The organism is Arthrobacter sp. 2MCAF15, from assembly GCF_052115605.1.
Lineage (GTDB): Bacteria > Actinomycetota > Actinomycetes > Actinomycetales > Micrococcaceae > Arthrobacter.
On sequence record NZ_JBFRGZ010000030.1, the window covers coordinates 20,036 to 41,916 of the forward strand.

At 64.8% G+C, this 21,881-nt stretch carries 18 protein-coding genes and 1 pseudogene; 12 read left to right on the forward strand and 7 right to left on the reverse strand.

Features of this window, described 5'->3' with window-relative positions; translation table 11 throughout:
• Positions 1-192: 192 nt before the first annotated feature.
• From nagA to AB4089_RS21710, 3 genes are all read right to left on the reverse strand, one after another.
• Positions 193-1,353: an N-acetylglucosamine-6-phosphate deacetylase gene (gene nagA, locus AB4089_RS21700; protein ID WP_441411374.1), complete on the reverse strand. Its 1,161-nt coding sequence runs from the start codon at positions 1,351-1,353 to the stop codon at positions 193-195.
• Positions 1,354-1,459: 106 nt separating this feature from the next.
• A complete protein-coding gene (nagB, locus tag AB4089_RS21705) occupies positions 1,460-2,242 on the reverse strand; it encodes a glucosamine-6-phosphate deaminase (protein ID WP_441411342.1) in 783 nt (260 codons plus the stop codon).
• 105 nt (positions 2,243-2,347) lie between these two features.
• Positions 2,348-3,361 carry an ROK family protein gene (locus AB4089_RS21710; protein WP_441411343.1) on the reverse strand — a complete coding sequence of 338 codons (1,014 nt, stop codon included), beginning with the start codon at positions 3,359-3,361 and terminating at the stop codon, positions 2,348-2,350.
• Positions 3,362-3,732: 371 nt separating this feature from the next.
• Here AB4089_RS21710 and AB4089_RS21715 point away from each other — a divergent pair, with 371 nt between their 5' ends.
• The gene (locus AB4089_RS21715; RefSeq protein ID WP_441411344.1) at positions 3,733-4,524 is read left to right on the forward strand and encodes a sugar phosphate isomerase/epimerase family protein; all 792 of its coding nucleotides are present in this window, start codon (positions 3,733-3,735) and stop codon (positions 4,522-4,524) included.
• On the opposite strand, the gene AB4089_RS21720 is transcribed toward AB4089_RS21715, so the two are convergent.
• Entirely contained in the window at positions 4,521-5,564 is a 1,044-nt protein-coding gene (locus AB4089_RS21720) for a LacI family DNA-binding transcriptional regulator (RefSeq protein ID WP_441411345.1), read from the reverse strand. The genes AB4089_RS21715 and AB4089_RS21720 overlap by 4 nt on opposite strands.
• A 155-nt stretch (positions 5,565-5,719) precedes the next feature.
• Here AB4089_RS21720 and AB4089_RS21725 point away from each other — a divergent pair, with 155 nt between their 5' ends.
• The 4 genes and pseudogenes from AB4089_RS21725 to AB4089_RS21740 form a co-directional block, all read left to right on the forward strand.
• A complete protein-coding gene (locus AB4089_RS21725) occupies positions 5,720-6,889 on the forward strand; it encodes a Gfo/Idh/MocA family protein (protein WP_441411346.1) in 1,170 nt (389 codons plus the stop codon).
• Positions 6,889-8,103 (forward strand): dihydrodipicolinate synthase family protein, encoded by a 1,215-nt coding sequence (locus AB4089_RS21730; RefSeq protein ID WP_441411347.1) that lies wholly within the window; start codon positions 6,889-6,891, stop codon positions 8,101-8,103. The genes AB4089_RS21725 and AB4089_RS21730 overlap by 1 nt, the downstream gene beginning before the upstream one ends.
• Positions 8,100-8,939: a sugar phosphate isomerase/epimerase family protein gene (locus tag AB4089_RS21735; RefSeq protein WP_441411348.1), complete on the forward strand. Its 840-nt coding sequence runs from the start codon at positions 8,100-8,102 to the stop codon at positions 8,937-8,939. The genes AB4089_RS21730 and AB4089_RS21735 overlap by 4 nt, the downstream gene beginning before the upstream one ends.
• Before the next feature lie 27 nt (positions 8,940-8,966).
• A pseudogene (locus AB4089_RS21740) lies at positions 8,967-9,995 on the forward strand (glycerate kinase); the annotation flags it as partial.
• 82 nt (positions 9,996-10,077) lie between these two features.
• Here the strand turns inward: AB4089_RS21740 and AB4089_RS21745 are convergent.
• Positions 10,078-10,854, reverse strand: a complete 777-nt coding sequence (locus tag AB4089_RS21745; protein ID WP_441411349.1) for a CPBP family intramembrane glutamic endopeptidase — start codon at positions 10,852-10,854, stop codon at positions 10,078-10,080.
• A gap of 335 nt (positions 10,855-11,189) precedes the next feature.
• On the opposite strand from AB4089_RS21745, the gene AB4089_RS21750 reads away from it, so the two are divergent.
• The 6 genes from AB4089_RS21750 to AB4089_RS21775 all read left to right on the forward strand — a co-directional run bounded on the left by AB4089_RS21750 (position 11,190) and on the right by AB4089_RS21775 (position 18,805).
• Entirely contained in the window at positions 11,190-12,275 is a 1,086-nt protein-coding gene (locus AB4089_RS21750; RefSeq protein WP_441411350.1) for a substrate-binding domain-containing protein, read from the forward strand.
• A 138-nt stretch (positions 12,276-12,413) separates the two neighbouring features.
• Positions 12,414-13,727 carry an ABC transporter substrate-binding protein gene (locus tag AB4089_RS21755; protein ID WP_441411351.1) on the forward strand — a complete coding sequence of 438 codons (1,314 nt, stop codon included), beginning with the start codon at positions 12,414-12,416 and terminating at the stop codon, positions 13,725-13,727.
• Positions 13,728-13,781: 54 nt separating this feature from the next.
• Positions 13,782-14,714, forward strand: a complete 933-nt coding sequence (locus tag AB4089_RS21760) for a carbohydrate ABC transporter permease (protein WP_441411352.1) — start codon at positions 13,782-13,784, stop codon at positions 14,712-14,714.
• Entirely contained in the window at positions 14,711-15,637 is a 927-nt protein-coding gene (locus AB4089_RS21765; RefSeq protein WP_441411353.1) for a carbohydrate ABC transporter permease, read from the forward strand. The genes AB4089_RS21760 and AB4089_RS21765 overlap by 4 nt, the downstream gene beginning before the upstream one ends.
• Entirely contained in the window at positions 15,634-16,653 is a 1,020-nt protein-coding gene (locus tag AB4089_RS21770) for a hydroxyacid dehydrogenase (RefSeq protein WP_441411354.1), read from the forward strand. Before AB4089_RS21765 ends, AB4089_RS21770 begins: the two co-directional genes overlap by 4 nt.
• A 124-nt stretch (positions 16,654-16,777) precedes the next feature.
• Entirely contained in the window at positions 16,778-18,805 is a 2,028-nt protein-coding gene (locus AB4089_RS21775) for an outer membrane protein assembly factor BamB family protein (RefSeq protein WP_441411355.1), read from the forward strand.
• Between the two features lie 182 nt (positions 18,806-18,987).
• On the opposite strand, the gene AB4089_RS21780 is transcribed toward AB4089_RS21775, so the two are convergent.
• A complete protein-coding gene (locus tag AB4089_RS21780) occupies positions 18,988-19,962 on the reverse strand; it encodes an ornithine cyclodeaminase family protein (protein WP_441411356.1) in 975 nt (324 codons plus the stop codon).
• Positions 19,959-21,179, reverse strand: coding sequence for an amidohydrolase family protein (locus AB4089_RS21785; protein ID WP_441411357.1), 1,221 nt, complete (start codon positions 21,177-21,179; stop codon positions 19,959-19,961). The genes AB4089_RS21780 and AB4089_RS21785 overlap by 4 nt, the downstream gene beginning before the upstream one ends.
• Before the next feature lie 72 nt (positions 21,180-21,251).
• Here AB4089_RS21785 and AB4089_RS21790 point away from each other — a divergent pair, with 72 nt between their 5' ends.
• Entirely contained in the window at positions 21,252-21,650 is a 399-nt protein-coding gene (locus tag AB4089_RS21790; RefSeq protein ID WP_441411358.1) for a hypothetical protein, read from the forward strand.
• Positions 21,651-21,881 lie beyond the last annotated feature (231 nt).

Consider the following 21,881-nt stretch of genomic DNA (forward strand, 5'->3'; position numbering starts at 1 on the left):
CGGGCATCTCGGGCCACTGCTGACGGAACGGCTCCCGGCGGCACGGCTCCCGGCGGCGGCACTCGTGGAAGAGGCGCGGCGAGCGCTGGAAACAGCAATTGACGGGTTGGGACGGGAATCGGAAGGGCCATTTGCGTCTCGACGGCGATGACGATGTGCCGGGGCCGTTTGACCCGTCGAGGAGCTGCTGTTCTATCGAACGCGGTGGCCAGCAGCCCACACTTTCTTGACGCCGAGTCCGGCGTCCAGGAGGACCGCATCCGCCGCGAACCCGGGTTCCAACCGTCCCAGATCACTAGACCGGCCGACCGCCCGGGCCGGTGTCTCAGTCAACGCCTGCACCGCCGAGGGCAGAGCGATCCCGAGCTGCTGGACAGCTCGGCGAAGCGCGGCGTCCAAAGTGAGGGTTGAACCCGCGATGGCACCACCATTGGTCAGGCGCGCAACTCCTCCGCTCACCGTTACAGCCATCGACCCAAGCCGGTAGGCGCCGTCCTCAGCACCAGCAGCGGCCATTGCGTCAGTGACAAGGGCAATCCGCCCAGGAGCGGCATCGAAGGCGACTCGGACCACGTCGGGATGTACATGGACCCCGTCGTTGACGACTTCCAACATCACGTGCGGCGTCCCGATTGCGGCGCCCACCGGGCCCGGTTCCCTGTGGTGTAGTCCCTTCATTGCGTTGAAAGCATGGGTCAGAATGCTGGCACCGGCATCGAAAGCTTCGCGGGCCTTGGCATAGTCCGCATCGGTATGCCCGACAGCGACCGCAGTTCCCGCCTGCACGAACGAAGACACCGCATGGATTCCCCCTGGCAGTTCCGGTGCCAGTGTGATTTGGCAGATAGTGCCCCGGCCCGCTTCAAGAAGCGCCTCCACGGCGGCAGAATCGGGGCTGCGCAGTAGCGAGGGGTCGTGTGCGCCCTTATGCCGCGGATGAAGAAAGGGCCCTTCCAAATGACTGCCCAGGATCGTCTCATCCCCCGCCGCCAAATCGGCGATGGCTTCCAAGCGCTGCTTCACCTGCTCGAGGCCTGCGGTGACGAGTGAAAGTACAGAGCGGGTAGTCCCGTGGTGACGGTGCATTGCCAAAGCAGCGGCAATAGAATCAGGGCCGTCCTCAAAGGACGCGCTACCTCCACCGTGAGAGTGAATGTCGATAAACCCCGGTGTCAGCCACTCGCCCCTGCCGTCAACCACTTCGGCATTTTCCAGCCCGGCGAGAGCACGCCAGGAGCCACCCGAGCCGGTGGCTGTGATTCGGCCGCCGTCGAAGTTGACCCAACCATCAGCCAGTATCGTGCCGCCGCTGACGACGGACGCCGAGTGGATCACGCATCTTCCGAACTTCATCTCATCCCCTATCTTTTGCTGCAAGCAGTGGCCTCCTCCTCAGGTTGGAGGGTTGACGGCCCTGCCAGTCAGGCTTGCTCGCCTGAACGTGGCGAACTACCCGCTTTCAGAGCCGCTGCCATACCGGTTTGTTCTCGTAGGTGTACCGGTAGTAGTCCGCCAGTGCGAGTTGCGAGGCGGCCGCCTCATCGAGGATGACCCTCGCATTCGGGTGCAATTGCAGGATGGAGCCGGGGCACATGGCCGATATTGGCCCTTCCACGAGCCGGGCGATGGCTTCGGCTTTCTGCTCCCCGGTGGCCATGAGGACAATGCGACGGGCTTCCATGATGGTGCCTATGCCTTGGGTGATGACGTGGTGAGGGACGTCGTCCGGATCGTTAAAAAAGCGCGCATTGTCACGCCGGGTCGTGGGAAGGAGAGTTTTCACTCGAGTCCGTGACCCCAGCGAGGACCCTGGCTCATTGAAGCCAATGTGGCCGTTCGAACCGATGCCGAGGACTTGGACGTCGATGCCGCCGGCGTTGATGATCGCTCTCTCAAAGTCCGCAGCTTCAACCTTCAGATCGGGGGCGTTCCCGTTGGGTCCGAGAACCCTGGCAGGATCGATGTCCATACGAGTGGTGAACTCCCTGTTGACCACCTCCTTGTAGGTTTCGGGGTGCCCTACGGGCAAGCCGATGTATTCATCCAGGCTGAAGGCGCGCACGTCGCGGAAGCTCACCTGCCCGTTGCGGCTCCGACTCTCCAGCTCGTCGTACAACGGAACCGGGGATGATCCGGTCGCCAGGCCCAGGACTGCCGCCGGCTTGCGTTGGATGACTCGTTCGAAAGAGTCTGCGGCGGCCTGGCCGACGGCGCCAATATCGGGGCAAATAACAATTTCCATATCGCTCTCCTGCTAGGTCTTCTGATTTCGAATCGGATCGTCATTGGCTGGGATCCGCGGCAATGTTGGCCGACAGAGTGATGCATGGTCTCGTGTTGATGCCGGTCACAGCGTTGCCTGTCCGCTGTTCAGGAGCTCCCGGGCCTTCAGTCCTGAGCCGATCAGTCCAGCATTTTCACCCAGTTCCGCCGGGACAATGCCCGGCCGGGGTTGAAATGTCAGCAGGTTGTCCACGCGAGCGATAACCGGGTCAAAGAGTGCTTCCCCCGCTTGCGCCAGGCCGCCGCCCAGCACGACTTTCTCCGTGCCCAGGATGGCCACGCACTGGGCGATGTTGAAGGCAATAGCGTCCGCTGCCTCCGACCAGATCCGCCGGGCTACACTGTCCCCGTTTTGGGCCATCCGCAGTACACCTCGGGCGCCGTCGGCGGCAGAGCCACTGGCCTCGTTGTAGCGCCGGGCTATGGCCCCGGCCGCCCCTATGCATTCCAACCGCTGCAGCGAACCGTCCGGCACGGGAACCAGGGCATGGCCCAGCTCTCCGGCGCGCCCGCCCCCTACCACGCGGCGGCCGTCGCTAAAGATGGCCCCGGAAACTCCAGTCCCGATCACCATGACCATTGCATTGGTGCACCCTCGTGCTGCGCCGAGCCGGAATTCGGCCCAGCCAGCCATCTCGGCGTCATGACCGAATGCCACGGGCACATCGAGCCGTTCACTCAAGCGCTGCACAAACGGATAGTCCGACCATCCCAGGTTGAGCGAAAGAATGCCGATACCGGCGTTCCCGTCCACCAGCCCGGGCACGCCCACGCCGATGGCCGCCACCTCAATGTCAGGATGCGTCCGGCGGTATTGCCAAGTCAGTTCCACAATCCGGTCCACCACGGCGTCTCCGGGCCGTGCGGCGTCCCGAGGCGTCCGTATCCGCCGCAGATCCAGCACAGGCACGGGCCCTGAAGCGATGGACGGACCAAGCAGGACGCCGACCTTCATATCGGTCCCCCCGACATCGAAAGCCAGTACAGCGGGACCACGCATCTGCGCATTCGTGCCCGGCACCTGCTCGATGAAGCGGCTTTGAACCGTCCCGGCGGCCGTTCTTTCAACGATCCTCAATACATCTCCTAACCTGGAGGCAGACTCCCCCCGCTGCCCCCGGATGCTGCAGAATGACGGGCCTCCGGCCAATTCCGGCGCGGTCGTGGCATGGAAGTCCATGGCGGCCAGACAAGCAGCCTTCTCGAAAGAGCGCCGCATCATCACGGTGATGATGAACGTTGAGTATACGCATGATTTTGGGCTGATGGAAAGCGCTTACCCTGCTGCGCCCGCATCCCGCATTCGAGCCGCGCGTGGGGGCATCGATCAGAACGGAAAGGCCTGGCGGCCCGGTGCCGGGACGGCGTGGGCGCAATTGGATTGCGCGGAAAGCGCATTCCAGCTAGCGTGGAAAGGAACCAATCTCCTGACCAGACTGCGAGTATCTCATGGCCTCTTCCCCCGGCTCCGACCCGATGAAGCAGGCGGCGACGCTCACGCCCGGCATCTGCTCGGTGACGCTTCGCTCCCACGGCATCGACGAGGTGGTCGCGGTTGCCGCCGGGGCTGGCCTGTCCGGGATCGAGTGGGGCACCGACGTCCACGTCGTCGACGCCGCCTCCGCGGACCATGCCCGGCAGGCCTGCGACGCTGCCAGCCTGAAGGTCCTCTCGCTGGGCTCGTATTACCGGGCCGGCACGTTCGGCGACTTCGACCACGCCGTGGCGCTGGCCGTCCGGGCGGGCGCACCGCGCCTGCGCATCTGGGCAGGCACGGTCGAACCGGACGATGCCCCGCCGCAGCTATGGGACGCGGTGGTGGCGGACACCCGGCGCATCGCCGCATTGGCCGCCGAATACGGCCTGCAGTTGGCCTTCGAATTCCATGGAGGCACCCTGACCAGCACGGTTGAGGGCACACTGGAGCTCCTCGAACGGGTGGACAGGCCCAATGTGGGCACCTACTGGCAGCCGACTGAGGGGCTCAGTGAGCGGGACGCCCTGGCCTCGCTGCGCCAGGTGATCGGGCGAGTGGCCGCAGTGCACTGCTTCTCCTGGTGGCCGGGGACGGAGCGGCTCCCCCTGGAGGGCCGCACGCGCTTGTGGCAGGCCGTGTCCGAAGTCGTCCGGGAACACGGCCGGGACATGGACATGATGCTCGAATTCGTCGAAGGGGACCTTCCGGACAACGCCGTCCGCGACGCCGGCTTCCTTCGCAGGATCGCCGCCGACGCCAGCTAGGCGCCGGCCGTGCTCCGGCGAAGCTCCACGCTGCCTGCAATGGCGGCCGGACCGGCTTCGTCGGAGATGGCCCCCAGGGTCACGACCCGCCCAATCTCCTCCAGCGGCAGGCTCACCGTGGACAGCGCCGGCCGGAAATCGCGCAGCCATTCGATGTCGTCGAAACCGGCCAAGGCGGCATCGCGTGGAACCTTCAGTCCGCGCTCGCGCAGCGCGGCCGCTACTCCGATCGCCATAACATCATTGCTCGCGAAAATGCACAGCCGCGGATGCCCGGCCGCCTTCTTGATGTTCCGGGCGATCACGACGCCGGYATCGAATCCACCGTTCCGGTTGAACGGCGCGTGCATGACCTCCGCGGCGGGCCGGCCGGCGTCGGACAATCCTCGCTGAAATCCCCGGATCCGTTCATCCGAGGTGGCCAGGCCCTCCGGGCCGCCGACGACCATGAACGCACCCTCGTGGTTCCGGGCCAACTCCCGGGCCAGGTCCCTGGCGAGCCGTTCATTGGGGACAGCAACCATGAAGTACCCGTCCGGCTCGACCACGCCGGGGACCGGCAGGCCAAGGACGCCCACGCGCCCGCCGTTGCGGCAGTAGCGGTCCAGTTCCGCGGCGAGTTCGGCATTGGCCCCGGCGTCTTCGGCCCGCGTAGAGCGCGAGCCGGCGATGACGATCGACTCGGCCCGGCGCGAGGCAAAGGCGACCACGGCTTCCTTCTCGGCGGCGGGCGTGCCGTCCGTAGTGGCAAGCAGCACCATTCGGCGCTCCTGCCGGGCCGCTGCCTGGACACCCTGCGCGATGGCAGAGAAATAAGGGTCCGCGATGTCGTGGACGATCAGCCCGATCAGTCCCGTGCTGGCCCTGGCCAGGGCCTGGGCCTGGGCGTTGGCCACGTAGCCGAGCGACTCGGCGGCCGCCCGGACCCGCTCGGCAATGCCTTCGCCAGGCTTCCTCGCGGAGCCATTGAGGACTCTCGATGCCGTGGCAAGGGAAACTCCTGCCAGCTTGGCTACTTCGGCCAGGGTGCTTGCGGCCACGGGTTGTCCTTTCTTGTGGAGCGTCCCGACCACCCTATGGCAGTTTTCTTGAAAATCCGGATAGCGCTTGCCCGATTGAAGCCGGCAGTGCACACTGGAGCGGATGGGAATGCGCTTTCCCATCCTGAAACCCCCACACTTCTCGGAGGATACACATGGCATTTGAAGCAAAGACGATCCGCATCGCAATGAATGGCATCACCGGCCGGATGGGCTACCGCCAGCACTTGCTGCGCTCCATCCTTCCCATCCGCGACGCCGGAGGGTTCACCCTGGCGGACGGCACTAGGGTGCAGGTTGAACCGATCCTGGTGGGCCGCAACGAGGCAAAGATCCGGGAGCTCGCCGAGCTGCACAAGGTCTCCGAGTGGAGCACGGACCTGGACGCGGTCATCAACGATCCCACCGTCGACGTGGTCTTTGACGCATCCATGACCAGCCTTCGAGCCGCGACGCTCAAGAGGGCCATGCGCGCCGGCAAGCACATCTTCACCGAGAAGCCCACCGCCGAGACACTGGAGGAGGCCATCGAGCTGGCCCGCATCGGCAAGGATTCCGGGGTCACGGCGGGCGTCGTCCACGACAAGCTGTATCTGCCGGGCCTGGTCAAGCTGCGCCGCCTGGTGGATGAGGGCTTCTTCGGCCGCATCCTCTCGATCCGCGGCGAATTCGGCTACTGGGTGTTCGAAGGCGACGTCCAGGCGGCCCAGCGTCCGTCCTGGAACTACCGCAAGGAAGACGGCGGCGGCATGACCACGGACATGTTCTGCCACTGGAACTACGTCTTGGAAGGCATCATCGGCAAGGTCACGAGCGTCAATGCCAAGACCGCCACCCACATCCCCGTCCGCTGGGACGAGGCCGGCAAGGAATACGCCGCCACTTCTGACGACGCGTCCTACGGGATCTTCGAGCTCGAGACGCCTGCCGGCGATCAGGTCGTTGGCCAGATCAACTCTTCGTGGGCGGTCCGCGTCTACCGTGACGAGCTCGTAGAGTTCCAGATTGACGGCACCCACGGCTCCGCCGTCGCCGGGTTGAACAAGTGCGTTGCGCAGCAGCGCGCGCACACGCCCAAACCGGTCTGGAACCCGGACCTGCCGGTCACCGAAACCTTCCGCAGCCAGTGGCAGGAAGTCCCCGCGAACGCCGAGCTGGACAACGGATTCAAGCTGCAGTGGGAAGAATTCCTCCGCGACGTCATCGCCGGCCGCGAACACCGCTTCGGGCTGCTGTCCGCCGCCCGGGGTGTCCAGCTCGCCGAGCTGGGCCTGCAGTCCAACGATGAGCGCCGCACCATCGATATCCCGGAGATCACGCTCTGATGACGTCCCTCATTCTTCCCACAAGCGACGGCGGCACCCGCAAGTACCAGCTGGCAGAAGCCCCCCGCTGGGCCAGGCCGACGGCGCCGCTGACTTCACGGCGCGCCTACGCCGCGGCCCACGTCATTCCCGAGGTCACCGCCGACAACACGCCGGGCGCGCCGGCCCGTCCGGACTGGGATGCCACCTTGGCCTACCGGCACGAGCTCTGGTCCTACGGCCTCGGCGTGGCCGATGCCATGGATACCGCCCAGCGGGGCATGGGCCTGGACTGGGACGCGACCCAGCAGCTCATCAAACGCACCGGCGTCGAAGCAGCTTCGGTCGTTGCCTCCGGTGCTGCCGCGACCGCCGGCAAGTCGGTGCGCGATCTCGTCTCCTGCGGGGCCGGGACCGACCAGCTGGACCTGGCCACGATTCCCTCCGGCGCGGCCGGCATCGAGGCCGTCCTGAACGCCTACCGCGAGCAGGTCGCCGTCGTCACCGAAGCGGGGCCGAAGGTGATCCTGATGGCGTCCCGGGCCCTGGCAAAGGTGGCCGGCGGCCCGGATGACTACCTGCAGGTCTACTCGACCCTGCTGCAGGAGGTGGACCGGCCGGTCATCCTGCACTGGCTGGGCACCATGTTCGACCCGGCGCTGGCCGGGTACTGGGGCTCCGAGGACGTCTCCACCGCCACCGAGACGTTCCTCTCCCTCATCCGGGCACATCCGGACAAAGTGGACGGGGTCAAGGTCTCCCTCCTGGACGCCGGACACGAAGTGGCCCTGCGGGCCGCCCTGCCCCAGGGCGTGCGCCTCTACACCGGCGACGATTTCAACTACCCGGAACTGATCGACGGCGACGGCACGCATCACTCGGATGCCCTGCTGGGCATCTTCGCCGCGATCTACCCGGCAGCATCGGCAGCCCTGCAGAGCTACGACGCCGGCGACCCTGTCAAGGCACGCGCCGTCCTGGACTCCACGCGGGAACTGGGCAAGCACATCTTCAGCGCCCCGACCTTCTACTACAAGACCGGCATCGCGTTCCTGTCCTGGCTCAACGGCAAGCAGCCCGGATTCCAGATGGTGGGCGGCCTGCACTCCGGCCGGTCCGTGGTGCACCTGGCGAAGACCTTCGAACTGGCAGACCAGGCCGGACTGATCACCAACCCAGCCCTGGCCGCCTTCCGGATGTCGGATTTCCTGCGGATAAACGGGGTGGGAGTATGAGCGACTTTAAACGATTGTCACTGAACAGCGCCACCACCAAGAAGTGGACCCTGGCCGAGGCCGTCGACGGCTGCGTCCGCGCCGGCATCCCGGCGATCGGCCCGTGGCGGGACGTCGTGCACGACACCGGCCTCGACAAAGCCGCGGCCCTGATCAGAGACGCCGGCCTGCGAGTGTCCTCGTTGTGCCGCGGCGGCTTCCTCACTGCGCCCGACGCCGCCGGCCAGGCCGCAGCACTGGCGGACAACAGGGCCGCCATACTGGAGGCCGTGGCCCTGGACACGCAGGAACTGTTCCTCGTGGTCGGCGGCCTGGCGCCCGGCGAGAAGGACGTCGTGGCGGCCCGCCGGCGCGTCGCTGACCGTCTTGAGGACCTGGTGCCGTTCGCGGAGGACAACGGCATCCGGCTGGTGCTCGAACCCCTGCACCCGATGTACGCCGCGGACCGGGCCCTGATTTCCACCCTGGGTCAGGCCCTGGACCTGGCGGCTCCCTACGACGCGAAGGCGGTGGGCGTCGCCGTCGACACCTTCCACGTCTGGTGGGATCCGGAACTGAAGGCGCAGATCGAACGGGCCGGCCTGGAGGGCAGGATTGCTTCCTACCAGGTGTGCGACTTCAACCTTCCCATCGCAACGGACGCCCTGCTGTCCCGGGGCATGATGGGCGACGGCGTCATCGACTTCGCGACCATCGGTACCTGGGTCCGCGACGCCGGCTACACCGGCGACATCGAAGTGGAAATCTTCAACCAGGACATCTGGGACGCCGACGGCGACGCCGTTCTGGCAACCATGAAGGACCGCTACGCGAAGCTCGTGCTCCCGTCCGCCTGATACCTCCGGCCCAACCGCCGCGGGCGCCTGCCTTGTCAGGGGAGGCGCCCGCTGGGGTGCACCCTCGACGCAGCTGTCCGCGCAGGCTACGAGCCGCGGCAGACCACCGTGGCCGGACCCCTGCTGCAGGAGGTCGGCGCGTACTGGGCGCTGCGACCTACACCAGCCGGTGGTGCCACCGCAGTGATTGAAACAGCGCAGGCCTCGGGTCTGGCCGCCATTACCCAGACCCCTGACAACGCCCTCCGGGCCCACAGCTATGGTTGCGGCGAGTTGATCGCGGAAGCACTCGACGCCGGCGCCACGGAAATCATTCTTGGGCTGGGCGGCTCAGCCATGACCGACGGCGGCAGCGGCGCCCTGCGTGCCCTGGGCCTGCGCCCTCTGGACGCCGCCGGGAACGTGGTTGCCCTGGGCGGAGGTCCGCTGGCCGACGTCGTCGCCGTGGACACTTCCGGTTTGGATCCTCGGCTGGCTACCGTGAGGCTGCGCCTTGCTGTCGATGTCCGCAATTCGTTGTTCGGGAGCGACGGCGCGGCCCACGTCTTCGGCCCGCAGAAGGGGGCCGACGCCGGCACTGTTGAGCTGCTGGACGCCGGCCTCCGCACCTGGGCTGCCGTGTTGCGGGAAACGACGATCCGGGACGTCAACGTTCCCGGTGCCGGCGCGGCCGGCGGCTTCCCGGCATCGTTCCTGGCCTTTACGGAGGCCACCCTGGAAAGCGGCTTTGACCTCGTGGCGGAGCTGACGGGATTAGCGGAACAGCTGGACTCCGCCGACGTCGTAATCACCGGGGAAGGATCACTGGACGCCCAGTCTCTCTCCGGCAAAGCGCCCGTCGCGCTGGCGAACGCCGCCAAAGGGCGGGACATCCCCGTCGTCGTGATTGCCGGCCGCATCCTTGTCACGCCTCAGGAGCTGGCGTCCAGAGGTATTGCTGCCGCTGCCCAGCTGCTGGACTTCGCCCAACGCAGCAACGATGGTCCGGACATTGACGACGCGGTGGCGAAGGCCGCCTCATACATCGAACTTGCCACCAGAAGCGTGTTTTCGGGACTGGTGGGGCCCAGCCAGACGTCGTGTTGCTATGGAATCGCGGCAACCCCTCGAATCAGCCACCCAGAATTAATGAACGAGCTTAGGCCGCTGCACCTGCCGCGACCAGGGCGATGGTGAACGTGGTCCAGTCGTTGAGCACGTGGGCTCCAGTGGACACGAGGATGTTCTTGGTCCGCATGTACGCGAGGGTCAGTACGAGCCGAGCGGCCCCGATGACGAGGAAGGCCTGAGCGAAGTTCCAGCCATAGGTGGGCAGGTGCGCTGCACCGAACCAGGCCGCGGTGATCAGCCACGCGAGGATCACGGAGGTCTTTCTGGAGAGCTTTGCCTTGGTGAAGAGCAGGTACATGACGGCAAGGAAGGGCAGGATCGTGAAGATTTCCTCGCCGAAGAGCTGGATGCCGGTTCCTGCGTAGAAGGCGACGATTTGGAGCGGGCCGCCGTCAATGAGGCCGTTGGTTGCGGGGTTGGCATTAGCGCCGAAGAGGGCCATAACAATGAGGCCGACGCCTGATGTGACGACAAGGTTCAAGAGCCAGAAGACCACCATGTTCAGGTAATCGACGCCTGTCAGCCTATTGAAGAGTGCTTTCCAATAGCGCCCCGTGAAGCCGATAAACACTGTCAGGGGAATGGCCGGGAAGAGAATTCTTGGAACGAGTGACTGGAGATCATTAGTGGCCGGGTAAAAGATAAGTGCCGAGAAACCGACAACACAGGCGAGGACGATCAGACCCCATTTCCACCCCGCCACATCCACCGGCTCACCGTCGTAGTAAGGGAAGTCGCGGCCATCGGCCCGTTCGATCAGGCGGCCAAATCGTTGCTTGGGCTGAATTTCTGTTCCCGATGCCATCAATGCTCCTCAAAGGGGGTTCCATGTGATGCGGTCGGAGCATTTTGCTCACCGACCCATACAGCAAAGTACTAGAAACTCGCAGGGAATCCTTGCGAGCACCGCTATGCAAGCGATTCACACGCGCAAGAAGCCACTAACGTGCCTCCGCCGTCTCCGGCGTGCCGAACGTCCGACAAGAATCAACACCACTTTCGACCGGTGTTACGACGTTGGTGAGAAACCACCGGCAGTGCGCAACGAAAGGCACGTTGCCTTGACTCCCCCGAGTATGTTCGTTCTAGTTCAACTTGAATCATTTGAACAATTCTGAACTTTATTGAGGAGGAACGCGCATGTTGTCTACGGAGAGACATGGTCTGATCCTGAAGGAACTAGCGCTCAGCGGTTCGCTGACCGTCACCGAATTCGCCGCTAAGGCCGGCATCTCCGGAATGACTGTCCGGAGGGACCTGGCGGCGCTGGAAGCCGAAGGACTACTGAGCCGGGTACACGGCGGGGCCGTTCCGGCTGCCCCGCCCTCCGGATCCGAACGCCGCGGCCGCACCACCACTCGCCCGCCCCTGGCAACAATCGGAATGGTGGCGCCTTCAGCGGCATACTACTTTCCGGGCATTATCCGAGGGGCCGAGGCCGCGGCGCGGGAACTAGGTGTCCGCCTGGTCCTCGGCGTGTCGAACTACTCACCCTCGGAAGAACGCCTGCAAATTCAGCGGCTACTCGCGAGCGGCGTGGACGGCCTCATGGTCACACCCAGCCAGGAATCACTGACTGGGACGCCCACCCTGGACCTGCTGGCCGCCGCCGAAGTGCCCATCATTGTTGTCGAGCGTTCCATTGATGATGTTCTCGACCCCGGCAGACTGGAATCGGTGCGCAGCGACCACGTCCGCGGTGCGGAAATTGCCGTCAACCACCTGCTGGCGCTGGGCCATAAGAGAATCGCCCTGTGTGCACGTGAGGCCAGCCCTACGACAACTCCCCTGGGCGAGGGCTACCGTCTCGCCCTGCAGAAAGCCGGCCTTGACTACGATGCAGGCATGGTGCGCGCCATCAGCCCGGTCCCGAGCGACCCCGAGGTCCTCCGGCGGCAAATCGACGGCATCTTGGATTGGGTCCCCGACGCCGGCGTGACGGCCGTGATCGTCCACAACGACGACGACGCCCTCATGTTTGCCGACTCGTGCCAGGCGCGGAACCTCCGCATCCCGGGGCACCTTGCGCTGGTGGCGTACGACGACGAGATCGCGTCCCTGGGGTCAGTGTCCCTGAGTGCCGTGGCTCCGCCGAAGTTCGACGTCGGGTACCAGGCGTTGCAAATGTGCTTGAACCGCATCGGTTCCCGCCGCGGCACTTCCTCGGCGCTGCAGAGGGTCAGCCTGTCGCCCACTCTTGTTGTCCGGGACTCGACCATCAACTAGCCGCCGGGCTGCCACCGACCCCGAATGTTCAGTTCTGTTCACTTTGTTGTTGTTGTTTAAATCTGCGTGTTTCATTGACGTACACCAAGTGGCAGTCACCACATCCCACCTTCGCATCGTGGAATTCAAGGGAGAACAATGAAGCGTCGCAAACTGCTCATCGGGGCAGCAAGCCTGGCCAGCAGCGCATTGCTGCTGGCAGCCTGCGGAACGGGCCCCAGCCCGTCCGCAGCACCTACCCCCACCGAGGATCCCTCGGGCACCATTACCTTCTGGTCGGCACTGGCAGGCATGGACAAAGTGGCAGCCGCGTTCAACGCGAGCCAAAGCAAAATCAAGGTCACCTTCGAAACTGTCCCCAACGCCGACAGCGGCGGCTACGCCAAGCTGTCCACAGCCATCACCGCCGGAAACGGCCCCGACGTAGCAACCATCGAGTACCCGCAGCTGCCGCAGTTCGTCAGCAACGGCCAAGTGCAGCCGCTGGATGGACTGATCGACAAATCCGCCACCGTTGACAAGCTTGGCGGCGAAATCCGGGGCATGGTGCAGTTCGGCGACAAGACCTATGGTCTGCCGTATGACGCGGCTCCCATGGTCATGTACTACCRCCAGGACATGCTGGCCAAGGCCGGCGTCGGGGTCCCCAAGACCTGGCAGGAATTCGAAGAGGCGGCCCGGAAGCTCAAGTCGGTGGCACCTGACGCCTACTTGGCCAGCTTCAACCCCAATCAAGTAGCCGCCACCGCCGGACTAGCCTGGCAAGCAGGGGCCAAATGGTTCGGCACCTCCGGCGACAGCTGGYAGGTCGGCGTGAACGATGACGCCACCAAGAAAGTGGCCGGCTACTGGCAGAAGCTGATCGATAGCAAGCTCGTCAAGGTGACGCAGGCCTATAGCGATGAGTGGAGCCTCGACCTGGCGAACGGCACCGTGGTTGGCGTCATCGGCGCGAACTGGAGCGCCACGGGCATCCAGAAGCGGACCGAAGCGAGCGGACAGAAGGGACAGTGGATCGCCGCCGAAATGCCGAACTGGGGCACACCTGCCGGCGCCTTCTACGGTGGATCCAGCTTCAACGTCACCAAGGGCAGCAAGAACCCGGCAGCCGCTGCCAAGTTCATCGAGTTCCTCACCACAAACCAAGAAGCCATCAAGGCGCGCGGGAATACCGGCTCGGCCTTCCTGGCCTTCCCAGGCCTGACTCCCGTGGCACAGCAGGCCTACGACTCCAGCTACTTCGGCAACGACATCTACGCCGTCTTCGACAAGGCGTACGCAACAGTCAGCCCGGGCTGGCAGTGGGGCCCGAGCTGGGACCTCACCAACACGGCCCTCAAAGATGCCTACGGCAATCTCGGCACCGGAGGCACCGTCCTGGAGGCGGTAAACACGGCACAGACGGCAACGGTGGCCGGACTCAAGCAGAACGGTCTTTCCGTCAAAGAGTAGTTACAGCCCCTGGGCTGCCTCTACGGAGGCAGCCCAGTCAGTTAGGAGATCTTCATGGCCTCTCAGGCCCTCACCACTGTTCCGCGCCGCAAGCGCAGTGCAGCCTCAGGAACCGGCGGCAGGACCGCAGCGCTCTTCCTGGTCCCGTTCTTCAGTGTCTTTGCCATCGCCATGGTGGCACCGGTCATCTACGCGATTGCGCTGAGCTTCTATGCACAGCAGAAATCGGGCCTCGGATTCGGTGAAGCCAAGACGGCGTTTGTTGGACTCGAGAACTACCTGCAGGTCCTGCAGTCGGAATCATTCGTCAGCGGCATCGCCCGGCTCGGCTTGTACTGCCTGATCTACATTCCCTGCATGGTGGGCGGCGCGGTCATCTTTGCGCTCCTCCTCGACGCAACGGTCGCCCGGGCCCGCAAGCTGTTCCAGCTGCTCGTCTTCCTTCCGCACGCCGTGCCCGGCGTCATAGCGGCCCTGATCTGGGCCTACCTCTACACCCCGGGCATCAGCCCCCTGGTACAGGCACTCCAGGGCGGCGGCATCCAGATCAACTTCCTGGATGCACACATGGTCCTTCCGGCAATCGTCAATATCGGTGTCTGGGAATGGACCGGCTACAACGTCATCATCCTGTTCACCGCCCTTCAGGCCGTTCCCCGGGAAATCCTGGAAGCGGCACGGGTGGACGGTGCAGGCGAAATCCGGGCGGCGCTGAGCATCAAGTTCCCGCTCATCCTGCCGGCGCTGAGCGTGATCATGCTGTTCACCATCATTGGAACCCTGCAGCTTTTCACGGAGCCCTCCATCATCGCCAAGGCCACCCCGTCCATCACCAGTACCTGGGTACCGAACATGTGGGCCTTTGACGCCGCCTTCATCAGACACAACCTCAACCAGGCTGCCGCCGCCTCGATCATCATTGCCGGGATGGCAGCAGTCCTGTCCCTGGTTGTCACCCGTTTTAGCTCCAGGATGAACAAATCATGAGCACCAATACCCTGCCCCAATCCCGGGAAAAGGCACCCCAGCCCATCGCTAAGAAGCCAGCGCCGCGCCCCAAGTACACGGCACGCCAGGGCGGTTTCGCCAGCAAACTCACCGTCAACGGACTCCTGGTCCTGGGCTCCCTGTACATGGTGGTCCCGGTCCTGTGGCTGCTCTTTGCGTCCACCAAGAACGCCGCAGACCTCTACGGCACCAGCGCCTATTCCTTTGGCAACTTTGCCCTCTTCGAAAACATCGCAGCAGTGGCAGCCCAGGACGGAGGAATGTTCTTCCGTTGGATGGGCAACTCCATCCTGTATGCGGGAGTCGGTGCCGTCGTCGGCAGCCTCATTTCCGTCATGGCCGGCTATGCCTTTGACAAGTTCCAGTTCCGTGGAAAGGACTCACTGTTCGGATTCGTGCTGGTTGGGGTCCTGATTCCCAACACGGCAACGGTGCTGCCGATGTACCTGCTGGCATCGGTGGTGGGCATGACCAACACCATCTGGGCCGTCCTGATCCCTGTCCTGTGCAACCCCTTCGGCGTGTACCTGGCCCGTGTCTATGCCTCCTCCTATGTCCCGATGGAGACGCTGGAGGCAGCGCGCGTGGACGGCGCCGGACCCATCCGGTCCTTCTTCTCCCTGGGCCTGCCCATGATGATGCCGGGCTACATCACTATTGCCCTGTTCCAGTTCGTCGGGGTGTGGAACAACTTCATGCTTCCCCTGGTGATGCTCCAGGACCAGCAACTGCTGCCGCTCAGCGTGGGCATCTCCATCTGGCAGGGCTACGCGGTGCCCCAGCCCGAGTTCGTCCCCATGGTGATCACGGGTTCGCTGCTCTCCGTGATTCCGCTCCTGCTGGCGTTCATCATGCTGCAGCGCTTCTGGAAGTCCGGACTGACAGCGGGAGCCGTCAAATGAGCCTTCACCCGGAAAAGCTAAACGTAGCGCTTGCCATGAGGGCCGACGTCGCCGCCCGGATGTTCCCCACCCGGCGCTTGGATTCCCTAAACCCTGGCCTGCGGCTCCTGAGCCCGAAGCCCATGGAAGACTTCGTGTCACCCCAGTCGCTGGGGCTCCTCGCCGAAACCGACATCCTCATTACGGGATGGGGCTGCCCCACCGTGAATTCCGCCGTCCTGGATGCCGCTCCGCGGCTGCGCCATATCCTGCACGCCGGCGGGACCGTCAAGAACCACGTGGGAGACGAGTGCTGGGCCCGGGGCCTCCAGGTCAGCACCGCCGCAGACGCCAACGCCATCCCGGTGGCGGAATACGCCCTGGCCATGATCCTGCTGGCCAACAAAAGAGTCCTGCAAATTGCCCGGAAGCTGCACACCGAAAAGTCAGCCATCGACCCGGACGGCCTGTTCCCCGAGATGGGCAACTACGGCAAACGGGTAGGCATCATCGGCGCGTCCAAAATCGGCAGGCACGTCATTCGGCTGCTCGCGCCGTACGAACTCGACGTCGTGGTGGCCGACCCCTATCTGAGCCCTGACGAGGCCGCGGTACTCGGCGTTCAGCTGGTGAGCCTGACGGAACTCGCGGAAAGCAGCGACGTCGTGTCGCTGCATGCGCCGTCACTTCCCTCTACCCAGAACCTGATCGACGCCGCGCTGATAGCACGCTTCCGGACCGGGACCACGTTTATCAACACCGCCCGCGGGGAACTGGTGGACCAGGATGCGCTCCTTGCGCGCCTGGAACGGCACGAGCTGTTTGCCGTTCTGGACGTCACCACTCCTTGGGTCCTTCCGGCGGACTCGGGCTTCTACTCCAACCCGAACGTCCTGCTGACCCCGCATCTTGCCGGATCGCTCGGCACTGAGCTGGACCGGCTGGCCGCCACCGCCGTGGCCGAAGCCCAGCGGGTTTCCCGCGGTGAGCCGCTGCTCTTCCCCGTCCGCTTGGCGGACCTGGCCGTCACCGCATAACTGGAGCACCGCCGTCGTACTCTGCAATCTCCGTGGGCTTCCCCGCGGGCAATTCCGCGCGCAAAAGTTCGACGGCGGCAGCTTTGCAACAGCCTCACATCCCCTTCAGAACAAAGGAAGTTCAATGCAGATTTCCAACATCAGCAGGCGGGCCGTCCTCCAGGCAGGCGGCGCAGCCGGTCTCGCCGCCGCACTGGGCCTGTCCGCGTCCGGACCGGCAGCCGCTACGAACCCGTCCGCCCAGCGCGGCGGACACGGCACCACCGAAATAGTCGATTTGGGACCGGCGGTTGTCCAGTTCTCGCTGATGAGTTCGATTCTGGTCGGCGACATTGTCTACATCGGTTCCCGCAACCTCGACCCCGTCCGCATCGTCGCCTTCCACGTGCCCACGGGCAAGATAGTCGGCGAGACCGTGCTGGACACGGGTTACAGCATTCAGGCCCTGGCGGCCGATTCCACGGGCCGCTACCTGTACGCCGGGGTCCTCCAAAATTCCGGTGGAGCGCAGCCCAACCTTTACCGCTGGGACCTGGCCACCCTGTCCACGAAGGCGACGCCGATTGGCCGGATCGGTGAGCGCGACGTGCGCGACCTCAGCGTGGCACCCGACGGCCGCCTGTACGCGGTGGGCGGAGGGAGTCCCACCAAGCCGGCTTTGTGGGAATACAACCCGGCAAGCGGCCAGGTCATCAGCCTGGGGATCCCCGATACGGGCGCCACGCTGGCGCGGGCGGTTGCAGCCACCGATACCACGGTCTTCTTCGGCGCCGGCAGCACCCTCGGTGGCGGCGGCAGCGCAGGCCGGGCGTGCCTCTGGGCATACAACCGCGCCGTCCAGACCTTTACCCTGGTCACCCCCTCAGAGATGTTGGCGGACCCCAGCATCCGGGAACTTGCCATTCTGGGAGACAAACTCCTGGTAAGTTCCGCCGCTTCGACCCAACAGTCGAAGGTTGCCCTCATGACGCTGGACAACCCCTCGTCCTATTCCGTGACGACGTCGATCGGCAAGACCGCCAAGAACTTCACAAGCATCGGCGACCAGGTGTACTTCGCCAACGAATCAGGCCTGTGCGTGTACTCCGTGGCATCGAACTCAATCTCCCAGCTGACGCTCAGCGGCCCGTCCCTGGGCGAAATCTGGGGCGTGGACGCCCGAAACAACAAGGTCCTGGCCACCTCGGGCTACGGCTTCGTGGCCGAGATCGACCCCGGCTCAGGAAGCATGGCCGTCACCGACCTTGGGCAAGCCGGCGCCTCCGCCACTCCCCAGGCCGTCATGGGCCTGGCCGCTGGTGCGGGATTTGTCTATGCCGGAGGCAACGGCGTGATCGCCCGCCACTCGCTCGCCAATGGCGGCGCGGTCAACCTGCAATCCCAGGGTGAGGCCAAGGACGCCGTGATTGTGGACGGTGTCCTCTACACCGGTCAGTACAGCTCGCAGGGCATCTGGAAGTACGATCCGCTCAGCGGCGAGCCGATCCACCAGGCCGCTGGCTTTCCCGCCGCGCAGAACCGGCCGCTGGATGTCTGCTGGGACGAGGTCAACAAACTCGTGCTGGTCGCCGCTCAGGCCGACACCGAGGGCGGCGGATCGTTCTGGACCTACAATCCCGCCACAGGCGCGAAGCAGTGCTTTATCAACCCCATCGACGACCTTCAACTCCTGCGCGCTGTAGCCATTCGCGACGGCGTGGCCTACCTCGGCGGCGGTCTTCCCACACTGGACGGTCCGGGCACCATTGTGGCCTTCGATCCGGTGGCCGGCAAGGAACTCTGGCGGATCGAACCGCGGATGGGAGCGGGCATTTCCGCATTGGCCGTCCAGGGACGGAACCTGTACGGGCTGACGCGTAAGGGCGGCATCTTCGTCATCGACCTCCCAAAGCGCCAACTGGTGCACCAGGCAGACATCAGCTCCCTGTCCTATGGGTTCGGTGCCCTGGTGGCCAACCGCAGCGTGATCTACGGCGTCTCGGATACCAACGTGTTCCGCTTCGACCCCAAGACGTTCGAGGTGGCAACCGTGCTCGCAGACACTAAAGGCGGCTGGTACAGCGGATCCCACATCACCAACGACGAAAATGGCTACCTCTACACCCTGCGTGGCCGCAACCTCGTTCGGATCGATGACCACCCAAGGCCCTGATGTCCGGGCGCGGTAGGCCGGGTTCCGGCCGAAGCAACGGCCTATGCACTCCGCGACCAGGAATTCGTCGTCAATTGCAAGGAGCGAGCCACTGGGCTCCCGCGGTAACGAACCCCGGACGGCGGCCGCGCACCCAAGGGTGTGCGGCCGCTGGCCGCGCCAGTCTGGGAGGGAGGCCCGCTTCACCCAGCTCCGGGATGCTCATTGAGTGTTCCGGAGGCGAGCTCGAACGCCCGGGACGCCACCACAATGTCCTCCCAGGACATCCCCACGGCTGTATAGAGGGCGGGCGCGTCGGGCCGTGTGAAGCGGCCCGCAATCAGCTCCGCCAGGTTGATCAACGGCAGCTCATTCCATTCCTCAACGGATCTAGCCGGAATCAGGTTGCCTGATTCCTGCATGGCCGACGCCCTGCCCTCAACCACCACGTCGGCACGACGCGCCAGGGCAGGGTCGATTTCCCGGGCGTGGAGACCGTGCGACCCGATGGCGGCAACTACGGCGCCATCGGCCACCGCAGCACTGTCCAGGACCGGGGTCGAGGACGAGGTGGCGCACACGATGACGTCCGCGCCCGGAATGTCCGCGTGGCTGCCGGCGCGGGCGGTCCTGCCGCGGCGGCCCCATTTGGCGGCCAGCTGAGCTGCGGCCTCATCGCGGCGGCCGATCACAACCACCTCGGCGACGTCGCAGATTTCCGTGATTGCCCTGATGTGCCGATCCGCCTGCAAGGACGTTCCGACCACGGCCAGGCGGCCGATCGAAGCCGTACCGGCAGTCCGCCGGGGATCTGCTGCCAGCATGTTCTTGATGGCCATGGCTGTGACGGACGACGTCCGGATCAACGTCAGCTCAGCACCGTCCAAGACCGCCACCGGCGCTAGACTCCGGGCATCAAACAACAGATAGCTGCCTTGGATCTTTGGCTCACCCCGTGCGGGGTTGCCCGGGGCGACGGTGAGCACCTTGATTCCGGCATAGCGGCTGGATTCCGCCGGCATCAGCAGGAATTCGCCGGCACCGAGCGGACTGAACAGCCGGGGCGCGTCCTTTTCCGGATCCAGTCCGTCCAGCAGTTCCGCTTCAAGGGCCGCCACGGCAGCTGCCGGGGTCAGCAACCCTGAGAGCGACGCCGCGTCCAGGAAGGGCAGGGTCATTGCTTTCCTGCGTCGGAAACGATGCGCCCGTGCTGGATGACCGTCCGCGGACGCTGCCCGTCCCATAAAACGGCCGGGTCATCGAACGGGTTGCCGTCCAGGATCAGGGCGTCCCCCGCAGCACCGGGGGCGATCCGGCCAAGGTCAGGGTTCTGGAGGATCTCGGCGTTCACCGCAGTCATCGAACGCAGCGTCTCCAGGACGCCGGCGGCCTCGATCTGCAGCCGCACACCGGTCAGCTGGTCGTCCTCCAGTTCGCCCATCAGATCAGAACCGAAGCCCACCTTGACACCGGCATCCAGTGCCAGGCTGATCGCCGCCTTGCCGGACTCGAGCACCTCGGCGTTCTTTCGCTGGGAGATGGGATTCAGCCCCAGCGCCTCACCCCTGCGGTCCATGGCATCGTAGGCAGCCAGCGTGGGAACCAGGAAGCTGCCGAGTTCGGCCATGAGTGCCGCCGTCTGCCTGTCCAGGAGGTTTCCGTGTTCAATTGACCGAACGCCGTTCTCAATGGAGTGCTTGATGGCCTCCGGAGAATAGGCGTGGGCGGCAACGTAGCTCCCCCTCCGCGAAGCCTCGTCCACCACGGCACGGATTTCTTCTGCCGAGTACTGGGGAAGCCGGATGGGGTCGGTCAGCGAAACCACCCCGCCCGACGTCATGATCTTGATGGCGTGGCTGCCGGTGCGGAACCGGTCACGGACCGCCCTGCGGAGATTGTCCACCCCGTCCACGACCGCACACATGTGGCCGTGGCTGAAGCAGATGTCCACGTCCGCCGAGCGGGGGTCCCCATGGCCGCCTGTCTGGCTCAGGGCCGGGCCGGTGAAGTAGTACCTTGGTGAGGCGAACAGGCCGCTTCTGATGGCGCGGTCCAGGCCGATGTCGCCGCCGGCAACGTCCCGGACTGTGGTGAATCCGCGGTGCAGTGCGGCACCCAGCCGCTGGGCCCCGACAATGGCGGCATAGCTCAGGGCACTTCGTTCGACCTCCAGACCGCCCAGGCCCACTGCGTAGGCGTGGAAATGTGCGTCAATGAGGCCCGGCACCAGCACTTTTCCGCCGGCATCGATGATGTTGCCCTGCGGGCTCACGTCCCCGACTGCCTCGATATTCCCGTCCCTGAACAGTACGGATCCGGCTGCAAGTTTCGCGGAGGATCCGTCGAAGATCAAGGCATTCTTGACGGTCAAAGTCAGGTTGTTGTCGGTCGACAATGTGTGTTCCTTTCAAGCGGAGTGGCAAGTTCGGGGGAAGTCAGTTGAGGGTCGAGAGCAGGTGCTTCATGAGTGGATCTTGCCACGCTGACCTATGCCGCCGTGCATGCCCTGGGCGATCGCACGGCAGCCCTCCTTTCCAACGACCATGATCTGCAGGAAGCGATTGTCCACGCGGCCGCCGAAACCGGCGAAGCAGTGTGGCCGATGCCCCTGCCTGCATATCTTGAGGATCAGCTCCGTTCTGCGGTAGCGGACTACAGCAACTTTCCCGGAAGTTCCAAGGCCAGGACCCTGACGGCAGGAACGTTCCTCAAGGCCTTCGTTCCCGAAGGGATCCCGTGGGCGCATCTGGATATTGCCGGACCGGCCTGGGCTTCAGCCGGCTACGGAGTCACTCCGGCCGGAGCAACCGGCTTCGGTGTGAGGCTGCTCGGCGCACTGCTTATTGGGCTGGATTCCCAACGTTGAGGCCGTGACGTTTGCCTTTCAACCCGACGGCCGGTCTCCACATGGATCTGCGCCTGGCGCCGTACTCCGGCTGATCCGCTCCCCCGGCTTGGTCCTCTGCCGATGAGCGGATTACCTCACGGCGTTGAGGCAGATGTTGCCTCGCGGAAACGTTCGGAATCCGGAGCGTACCGGCAGGGACTTAAGTCTCTCTAATGCGGCTGGTGGTTGGGCGCCGACGGCCGAGGCGGC

Coding starts and splice junctions, on each gene's coding strand:
- nagA (WP_441411374.1), bottom strand. CDS start 1,353: ATGAAGTTCGGAAGATGCGTGATCCACTCGGCGTCCGTCGTCAGCGGC.
- nagB (WP_441411342.1), bottom strand. CDS start 2,242: ATGGAAATTGTTATTTGCCCCGATATTGGCGCCGTCGGCCAGGCCGCC.
- AB4089_RS21715 (WP_441411344.1), top strand. CDS start 3,733: ATGGCCTCTTCCCCCGGCTCCGACCCGATGAAGCAGGCGGCGACGCTC.
- AB4089_RS21725 (WP_441411346.1), top strand. CDS start 5,720: ATGGCATTTGAAGCAAAGACGATCCGCATCGCAATGAATGGCATCACC.
- AB4089_RS21730 (WP_441411347.1), top strand. CDS start 6,889: ATGACGTCCCTCATTCTTCCCACAAGCGACGGCGGCACCCGCAAGTAC.
- AB4089_RS21735 (WP_441411348.1), top strand. CDS start 8,100: ATGAGCGACTTTAAACGATTGTCACTGAACAGCGCCACCACCAAGAAG.
- AB4089_RS21745 (WP_441411349.1), bottom strand. CDS start 10,854: ATGGCATCGGGAACAGAAATTCAGCCCAAGCAACGATTTGGCCGCCTG.
- AB4089_RS21750 (WP_441411350.1), top strand. CDS start 11,190: ATGTTGTCTACGGAGAGACATGGTCTGATCCTGAAGGAACTAGCGCTC.
- AB4089_RS21760 (WP_441411352.1), top strand. CDS start 13,782: ATGGCCTCTCAGGCCCTCACCACTGTTCCGCGCCGCAAGCGCAGTGCA.
- AB4089_RS21765 (WP_441411353.1), top strand. CDS start 14,711: ATGAGCACCAATACCCTGCCCCAATCCCGGGAAAAGGCACCCCAGCCC.
- AB4089_RS21770 (WP_441411354.1), top strand. CDS start 15,634: ATGAGCCTTCACCCGGAAAAGCTAAACGTAGCGCTTGCCATGAGGGCC.
- AB4089_RS21775 (WP_441411355.1), top strand. CDS start 16,778: ATGCAGATTTCCAACATCAGCAGGCGGGCCGTCCTCCAGGCAGGCGGC.
- AB4089_RS21780 (WP_441411356.1), bottom strand. CDS start 19,962: ATGACCCTGCCCTTCCTGGACGCGGCGTCGCTCTCAGGGTTGCTGACC.